The 21,274-nt window shown below is 47.9% G+C and carries 20 protein-coding genes and 2 pseudogenes; 21 read left to right on the top strand and 1 reads right to left on the bottom strand.

Annotated features, from left to right (window positions below; genetic code table 11):
- The first annotated feature begins 32 nt into the window (after nt 1-32).
- The 3 genes from R3O62_RS02655 to R3O62_RS02645 all read left to right on the top strand — a co-directional run bounded on the left by R3O62_RS02655 (nt 33) and on the right by R3O62_RS02645 (nt 2,679).
- Entirely contained in the window at nt 33-944 is a 912-nt protein-coding gene (locus R3O62_RS02655; protein ID WP_234079700.1) for a hypothetical protein, read from the top strand.
- Nucleotides 945-990: 46 nt separating this feature from the next.
- Nucleotides 991-1,347 carry a hypothetical protein gene (locus tag R3O62_RS02650; RefSeq protein WP_317473047.1) on the top strand — a complete coding sequence of 119 codons (357 nt, stop codon included), beginning with the start codon at nt 991-993 and terminating at the stop codon, nt 1,345-1,347.
- Between the two features lie 201 nt (nt 1,348-1,548).
- Nucleotides 1,549-2,679, top strand: a complete 1,131-nt coding sequence (locus R3O62_RS02645; protein WP_004289313.1) for a site-specific integrase — start codon at nt 1,549-1,551, stop codon at nt 2,677-2,679.
- A 59-nt stretch (nt 2,680-2,738) separates the two neighbouring features.
- On the opposite strand, the gene R3O62_RS02640 is transcribed toward R3O62_RS02645, so the two are convergent.
- The gene (locus tag R3O62_RS02640; protein ID WP_224200298.1) at nt 2,739-3,032 is read right to left on the bottom strand and encodes a hypothetical protein; all 294 of its coding nucleotides are present in this window, start codon (nt 3,030-3,032) and stop codon (nt 2,739-2,741) included.
- Here R3O62_RS02640 and R3O62_RS02635 point away from each other — a divergent pair.
- From R3O62_RS02635 to R3O62_RS02550, 18 genes and pseudogenes are all read left to right on the top strand, one after another.
- Nucleotides 2,937-3,581 (top strand): hypothetical protein, encoded by a 645-nt coding sequence (locus R3O62_RS02635; protein ID WP_007478951.1) that lies wholly within the window; start codon nt 2,937-2,939, stop codon nt 3,579-3,581. The two genes, R3O62_RS02640 and R3O62_RS02635, sit on opposite strands and share 96 nt — an antisense overlap.
- 198 nt (nt 3,582-3,779) lie before the next feature.
- A complete protein-coding gene (locus R3O62_RS02630; protein WP_004294465.1) occupies nt 3,780-4,154 on the top strand; it encodes a helix-turn-helix domain-containing protein in 375 nt (124 codons plus the stop codon).
- Nucleotides 4,132-5,256 (top strand): AAA family ATPase, encoded by a 1,125-nt coding sequence (locus R3O62_RS02625; RefSeq protein WP_004289317.1) that lies wholly within the window; start codon nt 4,132-4,134, stop codon nt 5,254-5,256. Before R3O62_RS02630 ends, R3O62_RS02625 begins: the two co-directional genes overlap by 23 nt.
- Nucleotides 5,257-5,337: 81 nt before the next feature.
- Nucleotides 5,338-6,225 (top strand): toprim domain-containing protein, encoded by an 888-nt coding sequence (locus tag R3O62_RS02620; protein WP_004289318.1) that lies wholly within the window; start codon nt 5,338-5,340, stop codon nt 6,223-6,225.
- Nucleotides 6,226-6,465: 240 nt separating this feature from the next.
- On the top strand, nt 6,466-6,912 hold the full coding sequence (locus tag R3O62_RS02615; RefSeq protein WP_004289320.1) for a hypothetical protein: 447 nt from the start codon (nt 6,466-6,468) through the stop codon (nt 6,910-6,912).
- Between the two features lies 1 nt (nt 6,913).
- On the top strand, nt 6,914-7,240 hold the full coding sequence (locus tag R3O62_RS02610; RefSeq protein ID WP_004289321.1) for a DUF4134 domain-containing protein: 327 nt from the start codon (nt 6,914-6,916) through the stop codon (nt 7,238-7,240).
- 74 nt (nt 7,241-7,314) lie between these two features.
- Nucleotides 7,315-7,572, top strand: a pseudogene (locus R3O62_RS02605) (DUF4134 family protein); the annotation flags it as partial.
- A gap of 562 nt (nt 7,573-8,134) precedes the next feature.
- The gene (locus R3O62_RS02600; RefSeq protein WP_007219429.1) at nt 8,135-9,946 is read left to right on the top strand and encodes a reverse transcriptase domain-containing protein; all 1,812 of its coding nucleotides are present in this window, start codon (nt 8,135-8,137) and stop codon (nt 9,944-9,946) included.
- Nucleotides 9,947-9,970: 24 nt separating this feature from the next.
- Nucleotides 9,971-10,165, top strand: a complete 195-nt coding sequence (locus tag R3O62_RS02595) for a DUF4134 family protein (RefSeq protein WP_004289324.1) — start codon at nt 9,971-9,973, stop codon at nt 10,163-10,165.
- A gap of 12 nt (nt 10,166-10,177) precedes the next feature.
- Nucleotides 10,178-10,474 carry a DUF4133 domain-containing protein gene (locus R3O62_RS02590; RefSeq protein ID WP_004289326.1) on the top strand — a complete coding sequence of 99 codons (297 nt, stop codon included), beginning with the start codon at nt 10,178-10,180 and terminating at the stop codon, nt 10,472-10,474.
- A gap of 106 nt (nt 10,475-10,580) precedes the next feature.
- Nucleotides 10,581-12,779 (top strand): annotated as a pseudogene (locus tag R3O62_RS02585) (helicase HerA domain-containing protein); the annotation flags it as partial.
- Nucleotides 12,780-13,352: 573 nt separating this feature from the next.
- Nucleotides 13,353-15,164 (top strand): reverse transcriptase/maturase family protein, encoded by a 1,812-nt coding sequence (locus tag R3O62_RS02580; RefSeq protein ID WP_004318718.1) that lies wholly within the window; start codon nt 13,353-13,355, stop codon nt 15,162-15,164.
- A 92-nt stretch (nt 15,165-15,256) separates the two neighbouring features.
- Entirely contained in the window at nt 15,257-15,775 is a 519-nt protein-coding gene (locus tag R3O62_RS02575; protein ID WP_269113706.1) for a conjugal transfer protein, read from the top strand.
- 23 nt (nt 15,776-15,798) lie between these two features.
- The gene (locus R3O62_RS02570) at nt 15,799-16,209 is read left to right on the top strand and encodes a DNA-directed RNA polymerase subunit alpha C-terminal domain-containing protein (RefSeq protein WP_004289328.1); all 411 of its coding nucleotides are present in this window, start codon (nt 15,799-15,801) and stop codon (nt 16,207-16,209) included.
- Between the two features lie 34 nt (nt 16,210-16,243).
- On the top strand, nt 16,244-18,790 hold the full coding sequence (locus tag R3O62_RS02565) for a hypothetical protein (protein WP_005776136.1): 2,547 nt from the start codon (nt 16,244-16,246) through the stop codon (nt 18,788-18,790).
- Nucleotides 18,787-19,509: a hypothetical protein gene (locus R3O62_RS02560; protein ID WP_004289331.1), complete on the top strand. Its 723-nt coding sequence runs from the start codon at nt 18,787-18,789 to the stop codon at nt 19,507-19,509. The genes R3O62_RS02565 and R3O62_RS02560 overlap by 4 nt, the downstream gene beginning before the upstream one ends.
- 156 nt (nt 19,510-19,665) lie before the next feature.
- Nucleotides 19,666-20,430, top strand: a complete 765-nt coding sequence (locus tag R3O62_RS02555; protein WP_004289332.1) for a DNA-methyltransferase — start codon at nt 19,666-19,668, stop codon at nt 20,428-20,430.
- A 67-nt stretch (nt 20,431-20,497) separates the two neighbouring features.
- Complete coding sequence (locus R3O62_RS02550; protein ID WP_005776138.1) at nt 20,498-21,265, top strand: DUF5045 domain-containing protein; 768 nt, start codon at nt 20,498-20,500, stop codon at nt 21,263-21,265.
- Nucleotides 21,266-21,274 lie beyond the last annotated feature (9 nt).

Here is a 21,274-nt window from a genome sequence, read left to right as displayed (position 1 = left end):
GACAATTATTGTTTCTTTATTAAAATGTGACTATGGAAGAACAAAAAGCGATTGCCGAAAAGGAAAAAAGAATTTATTTATGTTGTGCAATTATTATCATTGCAATTATTGCCATTTTTCAGTTTGTTCTACTTCTTTACGACAATGATGAATTGTCGAAACAATTTTCTTTTGCTTCGACTATTACATCAATAATCCTTTCTGTAATTGCAATAATAATGACTGTTGTTTCCGGTGAATCAATTAATAGCTTATTGCATAAGTTTAGGGATTTGTATGATGAAATTCGTTTTGTTCCTACTAAGATAGATACTTCTGTAGAGAAAATGGAGTCTTTTACTGGAAATTTAGATGGGATCCATAAAGAACTACAGGAGTTACCACCTAAAATAGTAGAATCCTCGGAGGTCATGAAGAAAGCTGCTATTCATCTTGATGAATCAGTAGAAAAACTTTTATCTACAATGGTGGTAATTCAAGATAGGACGGATGATTTGCAATTGAAAGTTTCTTCTTTACATAATGATGTAAAGGAAGGATTTGCAAATAGTATTGTGGATTCTACTCAAGACAAAGATGAAGGATGCAATGGTATATATAAATCAATATTGACTCATGGTTCCTATTGGGGAAATTGTTTAATATACGCTGCACATGTAGCATGTGATAAAAATTCATTCCTCGATTTAATGGAGTTCTCTGATGTAGTGGCAAAGGCTCCGAAGCGCAAAAGTTATTTTTTAGGCTATTTTGTTATGCTTATTGCTGTAAAAGTGATAGAAGTAAATAGAGTAAATGATGCTATATATAAGATCATAAAGGTTAATATTGATAAGAAGTCTATCGAAGATTTTATGTTGAATTTTATAAATGAAAATGAAGTAGGAATAGACTTTACTGACCCTAAAAAAGATATAGAAACAATTAATCACCTTTTTGGCTGAATTATGAATATATAATTTCCAAGAAATTGGAAAAGTAATGTTTATTATGAAAAAATTACTATTGATTTCGGTGCTATTATTTAGCATCAGTTCGTTTGCCCAGGATCCTTGGAATCCTGCGCGTGCTTATTGTGAAATTGTGGGTACTGGTAACCTCACTGGTACCAAAGTGAAAATTGAAATTGATTTTGGTCAGGCCAAACATTTCTGGACTGGTAGTACTGATAAGTTTCTGGTTGACAAATCAGGGAAAGAAATCAAGTTCAACTCGATGGTTGATGCTCTCAATTATATGTCCCAGTTCGGGTGGAGATTTGAGCAAGCATACGTGGTAACAGAGAATTCCAGTATGTCTAAACAAAATGTTTATCATTACTTAACAATAAACAAACAGGCATATTAAAGATGAAAATAAAATCCAAATAAATACAACTAAATATGCTTTATATCAGTTCTTTATAGGGTAGTTATTTCTTTCAGTTGTTTTCACTATTTTCTGTTAATTGGTTCTTTTTGGGTACATTTTTGTTTCTTGTTTGTTTCTTGATTTCAGTTTTAATTCGTACATTTGCATACGAAAAATAACGAATGAAAGAATACGATTATGCCACGAATAAAGAAGCCTAAAAAAGTAAAAGAACCAATCCGTCTTCGGATGAAGGATTTGTCCGATGGCAGCAAAAGTCTGTATCTGGATATATACCGCAACGGCAAACGGACATACGAGTACCTGAAGCTGTATCTTATTCCGGGAACGGACAGCAATACCCGTCGGCAAAATGAAATAACAATGGCTGCCGCAAATGCCATCAAGTCGAAACGTATTATCGAGCTGACCAGTGGTGAAGCCGGTATCGTGAACCATACGGATAAGATTTATCTGCTGGACTGGATGCAAACCTATCTGGAGTACCAAGAGAAACGCGACAAGAAGGGCATCGGTCAAATCAAAGCCGTTACCCATATCCTGAAAGAATATGCAGGGGAAAGATTTATATTGGATCGGGTTGACCTCGCTTTTTGCCAAGGCTATATCGACTACATGCTGACAACCTTCCGCCCTAAAGGAAAGCCGATAGCAGCTTCTACACGCAACACCTATTATCAGATATTCAATGGCGCCCTGAATGCTGCCGTTCGGGCTAAACGGTTGTTGAGAAATCCGTTTAACGAGATGGAAAAGTCGGAGAAGCCCAAAATGCCGGAAAGCGTGCGGTCCTATATGACCATCGAAGAGGTACGGGCATTGATTGCCACTCCGATGCAGGAAGGGAGGGTAAAAAATGCCTATCTGTTCTCCTGCTTCTGCGGACTGCGTATCAGCGATATTGTCGGCCTGAAATGGAAGAATGTCTTTGTCGATAACGGCCAATACCGTCTGGCGGTAGCTATGCAGAAGACCAAAGAACCGATTTACCTGCCACTCTCCAACGAGGCGTTGAAATGGATGCCGGAGCGTGAGGACAAGGCTGCAGACGATCCTGTGTTCAACCTGCCTTCAAATATCAATCAGTATCTCAGACCGTGGGCCGAAGCGGCCGGAATCACCAAGCGTTTTACTTTTCACACCGCCCGGCATACATTCGCGACCATGATGCTGACGCTCGGTGCGGATCTCTATACCGTATCGAAGCTGCTTGGCCATACCTCCGTGAGAATGACACAGGTGTACGCCAAAATCATCAACCAGAAAAAAGACGAAGCAGTCAATTTGGTTAACGGCCTATTCGACTGATGTAGTCATACATGTCAAATTCAATTTAAGGTAAATATTTCCGGCTTTTCTCCGATATTTCAAATGGTCGAAGTAATGCCACTATTATAATAAGTATAAACCCATAAAAAACAATTCGACATGAAAGGACAAAACAACAGGTCCTCTCTTTTTTTGAAGGGAGACCACATCTGCACCACTTCGCTACGGAACAGGATGTAGCGGAAGAATTTTACGAGTTGCTCTCCGAAGCAAGGGAGCTTTATCTTCAAGACGTCATGACAGGCGGCAAACGATATGGCCGCTACGTGGATGACTTTATAAACAGCCACCGGTACATCGACTGCAACAGTGCGGTTTGCAGGAATTGCCATGAAATGAACATTCATATCATCAGAGGGCTGTTGCTCGATTGTACAAGTCTCGTCAAAAGCCTCTTTACCGCAGAAACATTTTCTTTCGAGGAGTGCATGGCCTTGAAACAAAAGTACGACATTGCCGGAGTATGGTTCGACTCTTCACGTATAGAAGATTCCAGAAACGCTCCACCTCTCTCCTTTGGTTGCAATTTTTCCCGTGAACAGATGACAGGTATTGTGGCTTGCGCCAACGCTTATCATCTGTTTTGCGTTTCCACTCTCCGCATCGAGGACATGGAAGCGCTTTTTGCCTGCAAGGAGAATTTCTGTATACGTGTGAACAATATCCGCCATGTGGCGGTTCTGTTCGATGCGTTGCTCGAAAACACCTTTATCCTACCTCACTGGCAGTCGGTTCTCGACAAGGGGCGGTTCCTGTTGTCCAAAGACGGCACAAGATATGTTACCGCTTCAAGCCTCTCGTCTGCCCTCTCTGCGGCGAGGAACAACATTACATCGGCAAACCTCGGCATACGAAAAGCCATCAGTCGGCTGAAAATATGACACGAAGTGCCAAAAAGCCAAGTATGTGAAAGATAAAACAGTGATAGTTGCCGTGATACGTGCATAGTATCATGCCGGAATTTCCGGCTGTCCGGTTCACATCACATAACTTTGACCTCCGTTAGCGCGCTGCATAACGGAGGTAACTCTCCATTGTCTAATTTTAACATGTATTTTATGCAAAACAGAACAACATTCATGGAGCGGTTAAGCGAACGGCTGACCGCCATAGAAGCGGTTCTCAAGAAGTTGGAACCGGTGGAAGGTCTGTTGGAGCGTGTGGCTTTACTGGAAAATACCATTTACACGACCAAGAAAGTCTTCACTTTTCAAGAGGCGTGCATGTATATCGGCGTGTCCGAAAGTATGTTGTACAAACTCACATCGAACAAGGAAATCCCGCACTACAAACCTCGCGGCAAGATGCTTTACTTCGCGAAGGAAGAGCTGGACGCATGGCTCTTGCAAAACTACGAACCTACGGTGGACGATGCCATGCGTATGGCGACGGAAGTATCCGCAACCCAACCGTTCTTTAACCAGAAGCGCTATGGAAAACGAAAAAAGAACTGACCGTAACTCGTGGGCGGAACTGGACGAGAATCGCCTGTCGGATATTCTCACGGCATCGCAGATAAAGGCCACGGACACCTACGTGACTCCGCCCCAGATTATATGGATCGACAACTCCACCATAGCGACGCTCGGCAATTTTAGCGCTTCGACGGGTAAGGCGAAGGCGAAAAAGACGTTTAATGTCTCTGCTATTGTCGCTGCGTCACTGGCGGGCCGGCAGGTTTTGAACTACCGGGCGCATCTGCCCGAAGGCAAGCGCAGGATCTTGTACGTGGACACCGAACAGAGCCGTTTCCATTGCCATAACGTGTTGGAACGTATTCTCCGCCTGGCGGGGCTGCCCACCACAACCGACAACGAGAATCTCGATTTCATTTGCCTGCGGGAATACACGCCGGCCGTGCGTATTGAGGTCATCGACTACGCTCTGCGACAGAACAAAGGGTACGGGCTGGTCATCATTGACGGCATCCGCGACCTGATGCTCGACATCAACAGCACCAGCGAATCGGTGGAGGTTATCAACAAGATGATGGAATGGTCGTCGAAATACGACCTGCATATCCATTGTGTGCTGCACCTGAATAAAGGCGACAACAATGTGCGCGGGCATATCGGCACGGAAATGAGCAATAAGGCGGAAACGGTGCTGGTCATCACCAAGAGTGCGGAGAATCCCGTTATCAGTGAAGTTCATGCGCTGCATATCCGCGAGAAGGAGTTCAAACCGTTTGCTTTTTCCGTTGATGACGAAGGATTGCCGGTCATGGTGGATAACTATTCGTTTGATGGCAGCGTGAGACCGAAGGCCCGGAGCAGCTTCATGGATTTGTCCATCGAGCAGCACCGGGAGGCGCTTTCCGCCGCTTTCGGGGACAGGCCCATCAAAGGTTTCGAGAACGTACTGCAGGCTCTCATGGCCTCCTATGAGGCTATCGGGTTCAAACGGGGACGCAGCGTCATGATAAAACTGCTGCAGTACCTGACGGAAAACCTGAAGCTGATCGTCAAACGGGACAAGCTCTTTTATTACGATGTGACCCCGACCGAAGCCTTGCTTTTCGACGAAGAATGCGAGGACGCAGAAGGTGAAAAATAATTTAGTTTACTTTGGTCCGGGTATATATAGGAGAAAAACCAAAGTAAACCGTTTTTTGAAAACAAGTGAAAAGAAAATGACATGACCATAGCGGAAGCAAAACAACTGCGTATCGTGGACTATCTTGCCAGTCTCGGCTACCACCCCCAGAGTGTAACATCGAAACAATACTGGTATTTGTCGCCGCTACGCAATGAGCGTACCCCGTCGTTCAAGGTCAATGACCGGCTCAACGAATGGTATGACTTTGGCGCAGCGACGGGCGGAGACCTTGTGGAACTGGGCAAACACCTTTACCAGACGGACAGCGTGAGCGAAGTGCTTGCCTATATAGGGAAGCACGAGAACGCTATCCCGATACAAAGGGTGCGGATTCCGGGGACAACGCCCCGACCCGTCGAAGCCGACATGAAGGACGTGCTCGTCGTACCGTTGCAGCACCATGCGCTGCTCTCGTACCTTCATTCCCGTGGAATCGACGGAGACATCGGCCGCATGTTCTGCCGGGAGGTCCATTATGAATTGCGGCAACGGCGCTACTTCGCCCTTGCCTTCGGTAACGTGGCGGGCGGGTACGAGGTTCGCAATCCTTATTATAAGGGCTGTATCCGGTGTAAGGACATCTCTGTCATCAGGCATTCTCATAGTGAAGCACAGAACCGGGTTTGCGTGTTCGAAGGCTTCATGGATTTTCTCTCTTACCTGACGCTGAAACAGACGGGTGATGATACGGTCTGCATCGGCGCACCTTGCGATTACCTCGTGATGAACTCGGTGAACAACCTGAAAAAGGCTTTGGAACACTTGCAGGTGTACGAGGAAATACACTGTTATCTCGACAATGATCTCGCCGGACAGAAAACGGAAGAGACCATCGCCGGCATGTACGGCAAGCGGGTGCACAACGAAGCACTCCGTTATCACGAGTACAAGGACCTGAACGATTACCTGCGCGGAAAGAAACGGTAAGGCATTATCGTTACCCCTCCCTTGAAAGCTCTCCTCCCGAAGGGCTTTTTTTATGCCCGTTTTTCCCGGTACATTCGCCTTAAAGTATGAAATTAAAGTTCAATTTATATGTTTCATACTTATTTCTACGTAATAAAATATTGTTTGATATAAAGAGTTTTCATTATATCAAATATAATACTTTTCTTTGCTTTTGTACTTTCAAAGTTCAATTAAAGTTTAATTTCATACTTAAAACAGATGAGTTCATACTTTATATTCGCCCTTGTACTGACGGTGCTGTACATCGTCTATTACGCGGTCAATATTACCCGTGACCTGTATGGAAAGAAGGGAACGGAGAAGACTGACGAAGAAGTTTTCGACCTCGGTCCGATGGATGCCACGGAAGAGAGTGTCGAGGTTTCGGAGAACGAGACCGGGTTTAGTATCGGAAATGAGACATGCGACACGGAAGCCGTAGCTGCCCCGCCTGCGGTACAAGACGGCGATACAGGGAAAAAGGAGGCAGCCGCGAAAGAGCGGCTTGAAAGGCTGAAGGCCAAGGCGGAGGCGCAGATGGAAGAGATCGCTCCCTACCTGTCCGACGGCTTTACCGACGAAGAGATGTATAAGGCGTTGATTTCCAAAGGACGCTTGGACAACCGTCCCTGCCTGAAATGGAGACCGGTCAAAGATAAGCTGTAAGATGTCGAAAACGAAAAAGATACTATGTGCGCTTTGTTCCATCATCCCCTGTTCAGCTCTGGCGAAAAGCGGCAGCGTGAATTACAGTTGGGGTGCGGATGCGCTGGCGACGATGCACGACTACGTGGTAACAATGATGTTTTACGTCCAAGCTCTCTGTTGTGCCATCGCCGGGATTTGTGTGATTGTGTCCGGATTCCAGATTTACGTAAAGATGAACACGGGCGAGGACGGCATTACCAAGTCCGTCGTAACGCTTGTGGGCGCGTGCCTGTTCCTGATCGGTGCGTTCCTCGTCTTTCCTGCCTTTTTCGGCTATCGCATATAGAAACGGGAGGCAGGAATCAAGTACCGCCATAACGATTCGAAAGAACTGCAATACTTACCCTAAAATAAATAATCATGTTTCAAAAAACAAAAAGACAAATGAAAAAAATGTTTTCTGCTAAAAAAGTACAGATGCTCACACTGATGTTGCTGTGTGGCACGACGGCCGTCATGGCCCAGAACTCCGCAGGCGATTATTCCGCCGGTACGACTGCACTGGCTACCGTGACGGAGGAAATCGCCAAGTACGTTCCCATCATGGTCAAACTGTGTTACGCCATTGCCGGTGTTGTGGCTATCGTAGGCGCTATCTCGGTGTACATCGCCATGAGTGCGTCCGTAATGGTTGCATGATAAATACCTCTTTAGCAAGAGGATAGGTCAGGGTTCAAGTGACCTACTTCCACCCAAATAAGCCCGAGGGGAAACCTAAAGGTGAAAATAGCACTTTGGGAAAGCAATAAGTCAGTCAAAAGCCAGACTGCGACTGAATTGCGAGGGAGAAAGACAGATATGAGGATAAAGTCCATACTGATTGAACGATAGCCCAGCGACAAAAGATGTAGCTGCGACGGAAGGCTTTTACAAACGTCGCATTGTGGCACTTAGACAACGTCATTGGTGTTATAGCAAAGAACCAGCCACAACGCAACCGCAGTAAGCGGAGAAAAGGGCGGAAGTCGTATCCGACAATCTGTCGTGCTAATAGTTATCATGCAGCTAAACGGAGATTACCTAAGTTGGAAAGCCATGAAAGTGGCTATGAGCTTTGGCTTTGAATATCCAATATGGTAACGGAGTTCCCATAGTAGTCCGAGCAAGGTAATGCCTTGTACATGGCGAAGGGGAACAGTTAGTAATGTTTTAATACAAATTTTGAAAACGTGTAAGACGTATGGAAAAATCAGAAAGAGTATTAAAAGCTCTAAGTGACCACAGTCAAAGTTCGGATTATAAGTACGAGCGACTGTATCGGTATCTGTTCAGTGAAGAGATGTTCGCTGTAGCCTACCAACGCATCTATGCGAAGCAAGGCAACATGACACCCGGAACTGACGGCAAGACCATCGATGAGATGAGTCTTGAAAGGATTGAAAGATTGATTGTGTCCTTAAAGGACGAAAGTTACCAACCCCACCCTGCACGCAGAGTGTACATACCGAAGAAGAACGGCAAGAAACGTCCGCTCGGTATTCCCTCATTCGAGGACAAATTGGTGCAGGAGGTAGTTAGACTGCTGCTTGAAGCCATTTATGAAGGTCATTTTGAAGGCACTTCACATGGTTTCCGACCGCACCGAAGCTGCCACACGGCATTGGGTATGATACAGAAGTCTTTTGCGGGAGCAAAGTGGTTTATCGAGGGAGACATCAAAGGCTTCTTTGACAACATAGACCACAACGTACTGATTAGCATTCTTCGTGAACGCATATCAGACGAACGCTTCCTAAGACTTATCCGTAAATTCTTCAATGCAGGGTATGTGGAGGACTGGAAGTACAACAAGACGTACTCAGGAACTCCGCAAGGTGGAATAATCAGCCCCATATTGGCTAACATCTACCTTGACAAGTTCGACAAGTATATCAAGGAGTACGCAGCCAAATTCCGCAAAGGTGACAGACGCAGCATCAATCCCGAATACTGGCGTTTGAACAATAAGAAGAACAGGCTGAAACAGAAGTTGCAGAAAACATCCGATGAGCAGATGCGGAAAAACTATCTGTATGAAATTGCCCAACTGAGCAAACAGATGCTGTCCACTCCTCACAAGGATGCAATGGATGCGGACTTTAGAAGATTGCAGTATGTAAGATACGCGGACGATTTCCTTATATCGGTTATCGGAAGCAAGTCTGAATGCGAGACCATCAAAGCGGACATCACCCAATTCATGAGAGAACAACTCAAACTTGAATTGTCCGATGAGAAAACTTTGATAACACACGCACAAGACAAGGCGAAATTTCTTGGATATGAAATCTTCATCAGAAAGTCAGATGCAGTGAAAAGGAACAGGGACGGAGTACTCAAAAGAGACTTCAACGGCGCAGTGGTGTTAACCCTTAACTCGGCTGTGATACAAAAGAAGCTCACTGAATACAACGCTTTGGAGGTCAGAAACATTGACGGCAAAGACATTTGGTGGTCAAAGCCTCGCAGATATATGACTCCAATGAAGCCCGAAGATATTCTTGCCCAATACAATGCGGAAATCAGAGGACTTTACAACTACTATTCACTTGCCGCAAACGTGTCCAAAGAATGTGCATCTTTCGCCTTCATTATGAAGATGAGTATGTTCAAGACACTTGGCTGGAAACTGAACACTTCCGCAAGGAAAGTTCGCCAGAAGTATCAGAAGGACAAGGACTTTGTCATTCCGTACAACGATGCCAAGGGAAAGCAGAAGTACAGAGTCTTCTACAATGAGGGTTTCAAAAAGAGAAATGCGCAGTTCGATGTTGACTATGACAAACTGCCACAGACCATGTATGTGCCATATCCGAGCCTTGTGGAAAGGTTGAAGGATGGACGGTGTGAACTTTGTGGTAAGGATGGGAAAGTAGTCATGCACCATGTGAGGACACTCACCAAGCTGAAAGGCAATAATGAGTGGGAGAAACTGATGCTCCAAAGACATCGCAAGACACTTGTTGTCTGCGAGGACTGCAACTCAATGATTCAGAACTATGGTAAAGAGTAATGTTACTAATGGAAAGCCGTATACATGGAGACATGTAAGTACGGTTTGGGGGCGAGTACTCGGAAACCGCCCACCGCAAGGTGGGTATGGCGCTGGGTGCTTAGCCCACACAACGAGGAACAGGACGTGAAGAAGAAAATCATGATGGTCGTGGGCGCATGTATTTTCTTAATCGCTGCCGCACAAGCACTTCCGATGTTCTTCGGTATCGGCGCATAAACCTTCCGCACGATGAAAGGCAAGGACGAACGCTACCCTGACTACCCGCTGTTCAAAGGTCTTCAACGGCCTTTGGAGTTCATGGGCATCCAGGGACGCTATATCTACTGGGCGGCAGGCGTTGCCGGCGGAGCCATCGTCGGCTTTATCATCGCCTACTGTCTCGCAGGGTTCGTGGTCGGACTGGTCGTGCTGGTTGCGGTCGTCTCGACGGGTATCGCCCTTATCATGCTCAAACAGCGGAAAGGGCTGCATACCAAGAAAGACGGGCGCGGGGTGTATATCTACGCCCACTCGAAGAAGCTGTGAGAAGAAAAGAAAAACCATCACGGGCAACGTGTGGTCTTGTTGAATGTTGAACGCGGGCCGGCCGCCTGAAATCCGGGCGGCCCGGCCTTTTTTATCGTATTTTAAGATGACTTTGTACATCATTCTACTTTTTATCGCCTTGTGTGCCGGCATGGCCCTGTCGGTCTATGCGTTCGGTACCGGAGGCAAGCGCAAGCGTATCTTTCAGGACATCTATTTTTCCGTGGAAGAGACGAACGGCGTGGGCGTGCTCTATACCAAGACGGGCGAATATTCTGCTATCCTGAAAATAGAGAACCCCGTGCAAAAATACTGCGCGAACATTGACAGCTACTATGAGTTCACGCACCTTTTCACCGCCCTCGCACAGACGCTCGGCGAAGGATATGCCCTGCACAAACAGGACATCTTCGTCAGGAAACAGTTCGAGAACGAGACGGGCGACAAACACGAGTTCCTCTCGTCGGCCTACTTCCGTTACTTCAAGGGGCGCAACTACACGGACAGCGTGTGTTACCTGACTATCACACAGGAGGCGAAGAAGAGCCGACTGTTCTCGTTCGACAACAAGAAGTGGCGCGATTTTCTGGTCAAGATCCGCAAAGTGCATGACCAGCTGCACGATGCCGGGGTACAGGCCAAGTTCCTGAACAAAGCCGAGGCGAGCGAATACGTGGACCGCTATTTCGCCATGAACTTCAAGGACCGGATCGTGTCGATGACCAACTTCAAGGCAGACGACGAGACAGTCTCGATGGGCGACAAACGCTGCAAGGTATATAGTCTTGTCGATGTGGACTGCGCCGCACTGCCTTCACTGATAAGACCTTATACCAATATAGAGGTCAATAACACGGATATGCCCGTGGACCTGCTGGCTGCCATTGACAGCATTCCGAGTGCGGAGGCTGTCATCTATAACCAGATTGTCTTCCTGCCCAATCAGAAAAGGGAACTGGCCCTGCTGGACAAAAAGAAGAACCGGCACGCCAGTATTCCCAATCCGAGCAACCAGATGGCCGTGGAGGACATCAAGCGGGTACAGGAGGTCATCGCGCGGGAAAGCAAGCAGCTCGTGTACACTCATTTCAACCTGATTGTCGCCGTACCGACTGGTACGGACCTGCAAAAATGCACGAACCATTTGGAGAATGCTTTCGGACGTATGGGTATCCATATTTCCAAAAGGGCGTACAACCAGCTGGAACTGTTCGTAAACTCGTTTCCGGGTAACTGCTACGGCATGAACGAGGACTATGACCGCTTCCTGACGCTGGGTGACGCGGCGGTGTGCCTGATGTATAAGGAGCACATACAGCACAGCGAAGAAACACCGCTGAAAATTTACTACACGGACCGCCAAGGCGTGCCGGTAGCTATCGACATCACGGGAAAGGAAGGGAAAAACAAACTGACGGACAACTCGAATTTCTTTTGTTTAGGGCCTTCGGGCAGCGGCAAGAGCTTCCACATGAACTCTGTCGTGCGCCAGTTGTACGAGCAGGGCACAGACGTGGTGATGGTCGATACGGGTAACAGCTACGAGGGCCTTTGCGAATACCTCGGCGGCAAGTACATTTCCTATACCGAGGAAAGACCGATTACCATGAACCCGTTCCGCATCAACCGGGTTGAAATGAATGTGGAGAAAACGGGCTTCCTGAAAAACCTCGTACTGCTCATCTGGAAAGGCTCGCAGGGTACGGTCACGAAGACGGAGGACCGCCTGATAGAACAGGTCATCACGGAGTATTACGACACCTATTTCAACGGTTTCGACGGCTTCACGCCCCTGCAACGGGAGGATTTGCGTAAGGGGCTGCTCATCGACGACCGTAACCGTACCGAGAAGCGGGACGAGGACGAAGGAGAGCGGGCCGGGCGTATCGAGCGCATGATCGACGAGATGGAACGCCGCCGTAAGGAGCTAAAAGTGGAAGAGCTGTCGTTCAACTCGTTCTATGAGTTTTCCGTGCAGCGCATCCCCGACATCTGTACCGAGAACCACATTTCGGGCATCGACATCTCGACGTACCGTTACATGATGAAGGACTTCTACCGGGGAGGCAATCATGAAAAGACGCTGAACGAGAACATGGACAGTTCACTGTTTGATGAGACGTTCATCGTCTTCGAAATCGACAGTATAAAAGATGATCCTCTCCTGTTCCCTCTTGTCACGCTGATTATCATGGACGTATTCTTACAGAAGATGCGTATCAAGAAGAACCGCAAAGTCCTGGTCATAGAGGAAGCGTGGAAGGCGATTGCCAGCCCGCTCATGGCCGAATACATCAAGTTTATGTGTGCGCCCGTAAAGGTTGCATCGTAAATATCTCTTTGGCAAGAGATTAGGAAAGTGTTCTTTGAAAATGACCTATCATCAGCCGACTTATCTGTTTCGGGAAAACTTAACCGAGCAGGGAGTGTAGCATGTCGGAAAAGTCATAAGTCAGTTAGTTACCAAACTGCGACTGAATGGCGAGATGAAAAGATAGATATGAGGATAAAGTCCGAATTGATTGAACGATAGTCCGAATGGTCCCCCTTGAGGCTATGGCGTAAGGTAACTATCAATCGCCATATCGTGATACTACTTCAGTGTATAGGAATGAAGGTAGCAAGAACTTATCACGACACAACCGCAGTAAGCGAGTAAAGGACGGAAGTCGTATCCGACAATCTATCATGCCAACAGTTACGATGTAATAAACGGGGATTACCTATCCCGAAGTGCCGAAAGGCTATTAGGTTCGACCTATGAAAATTCGGAGTGGTAACGGAGCTTCCATAGTAGTTTGAGCAAGGTAACGCCTTGTACATGGCGAAGGGAAGCAGCTAATTATTAATACAATTAACGGAAAATGTGAGAGACATTATGAGAAGTCCAGAAAGAGTATTAAACAGTCTATCAGAACACAGTAAGGATGCAAGCTATAAGTTTGAACGTCTTTACAGAATTTTGTTCAATGAGGAAATGTTCTACGTTGCCTATCAGCGTATCTACGCTAAAGAGGGTAACATGACTAAAGGTTCAGACGGTCAGACCATTGACAACATGAGCCTGAAACGAATTGAAAAGTTGATTGATACGTTAAAAGATGAAACGTACCAGCCCCAACCGTCAAAGAGGGTGTACATACCGAAGAAAAACGGTAAGAAAAGACCTCTTGGCGTGCCGACTTTCAATGACAAGTTGATACAAGAAGTAGTAAGAATGGTACTGGAAGCCATATACGAGGGAAATTTTGAATACACCTCGCATGGTTTCCGTCCCAATCGAAGCTGCCATACTGCATTAACTCATATCCAAAAGGAGTTTAATGGTGCAAAATGGTTTGTGGAGGGAGACATAAAAGGCTTCTTTGATAATATAAACCATGATGTATTGATAAACATTCTCTTGGAGCGTATTGCGGATGAACGCTTCATCCGATTGATACGCAAGTTTATGAAAGCGGGATATATCGAAGACTGGCAATTCCACAATACTTACAGTGGCACACCGCAAGGGGGTATCATCAGCCCGATATTGGCTAATATATACCTTGACAAGCTGGATAAGTATATAAAGGAATACACAGCCAAATTCGACAAAGGGAAGAAACGAAAATTCAGTAGAGAAAGTATGGACTTTGGCAATGCAAGAAAACGTATTGTGCGAAGATTGAAGTTCGTAAAAGACGAAAGGCAAAGGACAAAGCTAATCCTTGAACTGAAAGCAATAGAACAAGGACGGGCTAAATATCCCAACGGCGAAGAAATGGATGCCGATTACAGAAGAATGAAATATGCAAGATATGCAGATGATTTTCTTGTGGGAATTATCGGAAGCAAGCAGGATGCGCAACAGATAAAAGAAGATATTAAAAACTTCCTTGCTGACAGACTGGCATTGGAGCTGTCCGATGAAAAGACACTTGTCACTCACACGGAAAGACCGGCCAAGTTTCTCGGATATGAAATCACTGTAAGAAAGTCCAATGACCAAAGACGGGATAAACGGGGTAGATTGAGAAGAACCTATGGTAAAAGGGTCTGCTTGAATGTCAGTACGGAAACAGTCCGTAAAAAACTTTTCGATTGGGGAGTCTTGGAACTGACAAACCGTAACGGAAAGGAAATATGGAAACCGAAATGTAAATCGGGACTGATATTCAATGACGACCTTGAAATCCTTGATAGTTATAATCGGGAAATCGTGGGGTTCTATAATTACTACTCCATAGCCAACAACTGCGCCCATGCCTTGAATAATTTCAAGTACATCATGGAATACAGCATGTACAAAACGTTTGCAGGCAAATATAAGTGCCGAACACGTAAGGTAAACAAGAAATATCGTAAGAACGGTAGGTTTATCGTAACGCACATGACTAAAACTGGTGTAAAGGAAAGATACTTTTACGACGGTGGCTTCAAACGAAAGAAGCCCACCTATAAATCGGAATGTGACATTATGCCACGAACAATTTATACTGCGGGGCGGACAAGCCTTGTTGAAAGGCTGAAAGCCCGTGAGTGTGAATTATGTGGAGCGACAGACGACCTTGTTATGCACCATGTAAGGAAACTAAAGAACTTGCAGGGAAAGGAAAGCTGGGAACGACACATGATTGCCCGTAAACGCAAGACGATTGCCGTGTGCAGGAGTTGTCACAAGAAGATACATGACGGAAAGATAGACTGAAATTAGTGGAGAGCCGGATACGCTGAGAGGTGTAAGTCCGGTTCGGGGGCGAGCATTTGGAAACCTACCATAGAAATATGATAAGGCGCTGGGTGCTTAGCCTACACAAAACGGCCCGTAAGTTCTGGGCTTCGGTCGGCGTGGTGACACAGGAGATACAGGACATCATCGGCAGCCCTATCGTCAAGGAAGCCATCATCAACAACTCGGACGTGGTGATGCTGCTCGACCAGAGCAAGTTCCGTGAGCGGTTCGATGAAATCAAGGCTATCCTCGGCCTTACTGACGTGGACTGCAAGAAGATATTCACCATCAACCGGCTGGAAAACAAGGAAGGGCGCAGTTTCTTCCGCGAGGTGTTCATCCGCCGGGGAACGACCAGCGGCGTGTACGGTGTAGAAGAACCAAGAGAATGTTACATGACCTACACCACGGAGCGGGCGGAGAAAGAAGCCTTGAAACTCTATAAACGGGAACTGCGGTGCAGTCATCAGGAAGCTATTGAGGCGTACTGCCGGGACTGGAACGCCAGCGGTATCGGGAAGTCCCTGCCGTTCGCCCAAAAGGTCAACGAGGCCGGGCAGGTATTGAACCTTCATGTAAAACAATAACAATCAAATCATTAATTACAAAAATGGAAAAGATAGACATTAGCCAAAGTGTAAAGACACTTGAGTTCGGGAGCAAATATGAAGCCCGTATCCAGCGGATATTCCGTGAGTTCGACATCAAGACCATCCGGGATTTGTGCCAATGGCCCGGAAAGGACTTGGTAAGGGTACGCGACATGGGAAGAAAAAGCATTGAGGAAATAGAGGATGTTCTGGAAAGATACAATCTCCGGTTGGGGATGCTCGGTAAGGAACTGGACGAATACGCCGGCATAGAAAATTCCGTACAGGACGAGGAAGAAGAGGCGAAGTGGGAACAACGCAGGTACGAGATCGCCAAGGAGGTATTCATACATCACCGTCTGGTGGCAAATTCCGCCGTATATGAGGCCGACGGACTGATACGTGCACTAAGAGGCATGACGCACCGTTGACGGATATCTGTTTTTAACCGGAGAGGAATCCATGATGAAACGGCTGTCACTTATCCTTATACTCCTGTCGCTCGCCGTTGTGCAGCAGGTCCACGCGCAGTATTACAGCGTGAACTACGACGCACGCACGGTGGCGGCAATGGCTACCGCTTTCGGTACGGAAGCCGTGGCGGAAAGCTATTACCGGGAGCAGGTCGATGACATTCTCAAGCACTACAATGCGGCGGAAGTGGCTACGGCGGGGATTTTTGCCTCCAAGTTCTTGGAGCATAAAGCCTTTTCCGACCTCGGTATCTGGAATAGCAGTACAGAAAATTACTACTACCGCCGCATTTACCGCATGGTCTCGGAGAAAATCATGCCGAAGATATGGGTGGTGGCGAAACTGATGCTCCGCTCGCCTCAAACGGCTATCTACTGGGGCAGCTACCTGATGAAAATCTGCGACGAGACGAAAAGTCTGTGTATGCAGTTCGAGAGTGTGGTGACGAACAGCACGCTGGGCTTTTCGGACATCGTGTTTCTGGAAATCAACCGAAACATCGCCCCTCTGCTGAAACTCTCGGAAGTGGGCGACATCGACTGGCAACGTATGTTGGACGATCTCGCCAGCGTGCCGGGTAACTTTACGAAAGAAAACCTGCAACACGACATCGACAACCTCTACAACATGGGTGTCGGTCTCGCCTCGGCTGGTATCGGAAATATCGGTGACGTCCTGCTGCAGACCAGTTCTTTCCATGATCTGATGGGCGGCAGGGTCAGCAAGGTCATCGACCTGTATGACCATTACGGTGCGCTCTTCGAGCAGGCGGAACATGACCTCGGAGGTCTGCTGATTGATATGGTGGGCGGAGAGGACAACGTGGCGGGACTGTTCGATTTCAGCAACTACGACCTTACCTCGTGGATGACAGATTATCTGGACAAGACAGCGGGAAACTACTACACGCAACGGTGGTATATCGCCCGTCGCGAGCAAGGGAGTATCGCCCTGTGCGATTACTACCCGCCGACGGACGACAACAGCATATTGAACGGCGGAGAGTGGACACGTTTCGAGACGACCGATCCCGGCTTCTATCCCAATGCCTCGCAACGGGAGCAGGTTCTCGCCAATTCGGAACGGTACGCCGGTTGGTCGAGAAGCCGGGTTCAGCTGCTCAACAGTCAGAACGACGGCTATACCTACACCATCGACTACTGGCAGAACGGTTACATCATCAGTCGGGGCGGCAAACAGACGAAGAAAGCCTATGCCTATGAAATCCATGTGAAGAAAAGCTGGAACCGGGAGGAAATCATTTACGAGGAGGTGTTCGATTCCTATTCGATGGACCTGAACACGTTCAAGGCGCAACTCAATGCCCGCCTCTTGGAGTTCAACGACAACGAGGAGGGTTATACTTACTATATCGCATCCGATGCGCGGAACTACTATCAGGCGACGGACGCTGCGAAGTTGCAGGGCTGCGAGAGCGTGACCATCAGCGTAACCTGCTCGGACGGGGCTACGCTTGGTCAGGGCACGACGCAGTACAAGTGCAGAAAGTGCGGCAAATCCCTGAACGCCCATTCAAAGGAGTGTGCCATGCAGACCACGGTTACGGAGAACGAATTGGACTTGTCCGAGTTGGACGCCATGCTGCAGGAGGCGGAGAACCAGGTGGCCGCCCTTCAGTCGCAAATCAATGCGTTGGAGAATGAGAATGCCGACCTGCTGAAAAAAATCGCCGAGGCGAGCGTGGAAGATGCGGCGGTGTACCGACAGCAGTACAATGCGAACAAAACACAGATAGACCGCCTGAAAAGCGAGCTGTCCGAATGGCAGAAGAAACAACGGGAATACACCGACGCAAAAGCCGAGGCGGCGGGCGATAACGATGTGGCAACGGACGACTATTACCGCATACCGGCCATCATGCAGGACTGTAAGACGGCTTACAGCCTGTCATGGCAGGACGGCGGGGCGTGGAACGGCTACACCTATGTCCGTAAGGCGACCATGCCGAACATCAACGGGGTCATCACGTTCAAGGCGACGGTCTCGATAGCCCGCAAACCGAAATATTTCCTCGGTATCAAGATACACCGTGCCATCGTGCAGATCAGTTGGGAACTGACCACGGAATATACCGACACGTATGTAGCCGACGTGCTGACACTCGACCCGAACCTGTCGGACGCGGAGAAAACGAAACTGGTGAACGACCGTATTGCGGAGATTGCACGGGAACACCCTTCGTGCAAGATCACGACGGAATACGCCCGTACCCCGCCATTGGAAGAGACTCCGACCGGGGAGGTGTACCATCTGCTGTGGTCGAGCGACCGGCTCGAAATCGCACGGGAAGTGGATTCCCGGATTACAAAAATATATGCAGACCTCGTGTCGCTGGAAAAGATGATGCACTATAAGCGGAGCATCATCGACGTGCTGAAGGATGTGCTGCCCGAACTGGACATGGACGAGGGACGCAGGCTGACGCTCGTGGAGGAATGCCACGAACGTTGGGTGGAGAATGCGCGAAACCTGCGGAACGGAAACGGCAAAGACAGCGGAAAGGAGGTGCGGCCATGAAACGTGCCCTGCTGATGACAGTCGTGCTGCTGGTTCTCCTGCCCGGCATCGCCAAGGCGCAATGGACCTTCGACATCGTGTCAGTGGAAGCCTACATCAACGACCACAAGAAACAGCGGAGCCTGCTGCTGGCCCGCAGTACGCTGGAATACAGCAACAAGCTGCTGCACGAATACAGCCGCAAGGAGATCGGCGAGTACAAGGAACTGAATGTGGACTTGGATCGCTACACCCGTGCCTTCGATGTCATCGACGTGATGTACCAGTCCTTGCGGACGGTACTGAACGTGAAAAGCACTTATACGGCGGTCAGCGACCGTATCGGCGATTACAAGAAACTGTTGGAGGACTTCAACGAGAGAATCGTGAAACGGGGACGCATCGACCCCGGCGATGCCGTGATACTGGCCATCAACGAAAAGGCAATACGGGACATCGCCAATGACGGGGAGCAGCTCTACAAGTCGGTGAGCGACCTTGTGCTGTATGCCACCGGGGCGGCGGCCTGCTCGACCTCCGACCTGCTGCTGGTACTGGAAGCGGTGAACACGTCGCTGGACGACATCGAGCGACACCTGAACCGGGCGTATATCGAGACATGGCGGTACATACAGGTGCGTATCGGTTACTGGAAAGCGAAGATTTACCGTCCCAAGGTCAAGGAGATTATCGACGGAGCTTTCGGACGATGGCGCAAAGCGGGACGGCTGGATTATTAATGAACGATGAAAGGGAAAGAAGACAGACTATCTACAGGTTGGAGTTTGACTTCCATGCCATCGACATCGGGAAATAAAAACAGAGAAAGAATTTTTAGTACGAACAAGCCTATTGGGATTATAACCAAGGGATAAAGAGACATTTAGATTGATGCAATGGAAAAGATTGTTTTTGCAAAAGACATTACGTTATATAAAGCCGACTGTCTTGAAGTAATGCCTTTTCTTCCGGAATCAAGTATCGACTTGGTTTTATGTGATCCCCCCTTTGGAATCACAGCTTCACAGTGGGATAAAATAATACCATTCCCGGAAATGTGGAAAGAGATCAGGAGAGTCAGGAAAGAAAATGCACCTACGGTCTTATTTGGCAGCGAACCGTTCAGCAGCCTTCTACGCTGCGGTAATTTAGAGGAATTTAAATATGACTGGGTTTGGGAAAAGTCAAAAGCAAGCAATTTTCTTCTCGCTAAAAAACAACCTCTAAAAGCACATGAGCTAATAAGTGTCTTTGGTAAAGGTAGAACCCCTTATTATCCCATCATGGAGGAAGGTGAGCCTTACGGGAATCGCACGAAGAGAGGAAGCAATTGGACAGGAATAAACAATGTCCCCAATCCTACATTCAGAAATGAAAACAAAGGGACAAGGTATCCACGAAGTGTGATATACTTCAAAACAGCGGAATCGGAAGGCAAAACGATTCATGTCAACCAAAAGCCGATTGCATTATTGCAGTATCTGATAAGAACATACACAAAGGAAGGAGATACTGTCCTTGATTTTGCATCGGGGAGCATGAGCACCGCAATTGCCTGTATCTATACGCATAGAAAATGTATTTGCATTGAAAAAGACGAGACGCATTTCTCGCAGGGAGAGAAACGAGTCAGGAATGAGTACCAATATTTACGGCTTTGAAGCAGGCCCTCAAAGTATGACTATACGATATAAATAACTGTAAAATAATGAATAACCGGAAATTAATATGAACAGAACTCTCTTACTCATGGCGGTTGCAGCAGTTGCAACGAGCGGTGTCAAGGCGCAGTCGGTTACTTACAACCATGACTCGCCGAAACAGAACCAGATTACGGTCATGGAAACCGGTACGGGCGCTCTGTCGCCCGAACTTTACTACACGCTGCTGCATAACAAGTACAAGAAGTCGGCGGCAAGCAAGAACAAACTGTCGTTCCGCACGCTGGCGGGTGTCAATCTCTACAATCAGACAGATGAAGCGGAAGCCATTGACTCGGCTCTGGTCAAACGTGCCGAAATCGAGGCGCTGAACGTGGCCGACCGGCAGATTGACCTCGCATGGCTGGCCGAGGGCGATAAGATAAATGCTCAAATGGAGCGGTTTCAGCGCAACATAGACCGGATTCTCCTTGCCGGGGGCACGACGGACGACAAGGAGCGGTGGACGGAATACTATCATGTGTACCAGTGTGCCATCGACGCAACGAAGGACGCTTATATGCCCAATGCGCAACGAAAGAAAGAATACCTGCGGATCTACGAAGACGTGGTACGGCAGAACGAGATTCTGGTCGGCTACCTTGCCCGAAGACAGAACGCCACGGCCACGGACGGATTGCTGAACGTAACCGCCGACCGAACCTTGGACAAAAGCAGCGTCGTCAGAAACGCCATGAGCCGCTGGAACGAATCGCGCCTTGCGGTGCGAGGTTCACAGTCGGACGGCGGCATTGGAACGGGCGACGGAGACGAGACGGTAAACAGAGGGAACTAAAAGCATATA

Origin of the sequence: Bacteroides hominis (assembly GCF_033042785.2) — a bacterium.
Lineage (GTDB): Bacteria > Bacteroidota > Bacteroidia > Bacteroidales > Bacteroidaceae > Bacteroides > Bacteroides hominis.
Note: the sequence above shows the minus strand (reverse complement) of the source record. Positions and strands in the feature narration are given on the sequence as shown.

Coding starts and splice junctions, on each gene's coding strand:
- R3O62_RS02655 (WP_234079700.1), top strand. CDS start 33: ATGGAAGAACAAAAAGCGATTGCCGAAAAGGAAAAAAGAATTTATTTA.
- R3O62_RS02650 (WP_317473047.1), top strand. CDS start 991: ATGAAAAAATTACTATTGATTTCGGTGCTATTATTTAGCATCAGTTCG.
- R3O62_RS02645 (WP_004289313.1), top strand. CDS start 1,549: ATGCCACGAATAAAGAAGCCTAAAAAAGTAAAAGAACCAATCCGTCTT.
- R3O62_RS02635 (WP_007478951.1), top strand. CDS start 2,937: ATGACAGGCGGCAAACGATATGGCCGCTACGTGGATGACTTTATAAAC.
- R3O62_RS02640 (WP_224200298.1), bottom strand. CDS start 3,032: ATGGCAATTCCTGCAAACCGCACTGTTGCAGTCGATGTACCGGTGGCT.
- R3O62_RS02630 (WP_004294465.1), top strand. CDS start 3,780: ATGGAGCGGTTAAGCGAACGGCTGACCGCCATAGAAGCGGTTCTCAAG.
- R3O62_RS02625 (WP_004289317.1), top strand. CDS start 4,132: ATGGAAAACGAAAAAAGAACTGACCGTAACTCGTGGGCGGAACTGGAC.
- R3O62_RS02620 (WP_004289318.1), top strand. CDS start 5,338: ATGACCATAGCGGAAGCAAAACAACTGCGTATCGTGGACTATCTTGCC.
- R3O62_RS02615 (WP_004289320.1), top strand. CDS start 6,466: ATGAGTTCATACTTTATATTCGCCCTTGTACTGACGGTGCTGTACATC.
- R3O62_RS02610 (WP_004289321.1), top strand. CDS start 6,914: ATGTCGAAAACGAAAAAGATACTATGTGCGCTTTGTTCCATCATCCCC.
- R3O62_RS02600 (WP_007219429.1), top strand. CDS start 8,135: ATGGAAAAATCAGAAAGAGTATTAAAAGCTCTAAGTGACCACAGTCAA.
- R3O62_RS02595 (WP_004289324.1), top strand. CDS start 9,971: ATGGAGACATGTAAGTACGGTTTGGGGGCGAGTACTCGGAAACCGCCC.
- R3O62_RS02590 (WP_004289326.1), top strand. CDS start 10,178: ATGAAAGGCAAGGACGAACGCTACCCTGACTACCCGCTGTTCAAAGGT.
- R3O62_RS02580 (WP_004318718.1), top strand. CDS start 13,353: ATGAGAAGTCCAGAAAGAGTATTAAACAGTCTATCAGAACACAGTAAG.
- R3O62_RS02570 (WP_004289328.1), top strand. CDS start 15,799: ATGGAAAAGATAGACATTAGCCAAAGTGTAAAGACACTTGAGTTCGGG.
- R3O62_RS02565 (WP_005776136.1), top strand. CDS start 16,244: ATGAAACGGCTGTCACTTATCCTTATACTCCTGTCGCTCGCCGTTGTG.
- R3O62_RS02560 (WP_004289331.1), top strand. CDS start 18,787: ATGAAACGTGCCCTGCTGATGACAGTCGTGCTGCTGGTTCTCCTGCCC.
- R3O62_RS02555 (WP_004289332.1), top strand. CDS start 19,666: ATGGAAAAGATTGTTTTTGCAAAAGACATTACGTTATATAAAGCCGAC.
- R3O62_RS02550 (WP_005776138.1), top strand. CDS start 20,498: ATGAACAGAACTCTCTTACTCATGGCGGTTGCAGCAGTTGCAACGAGC.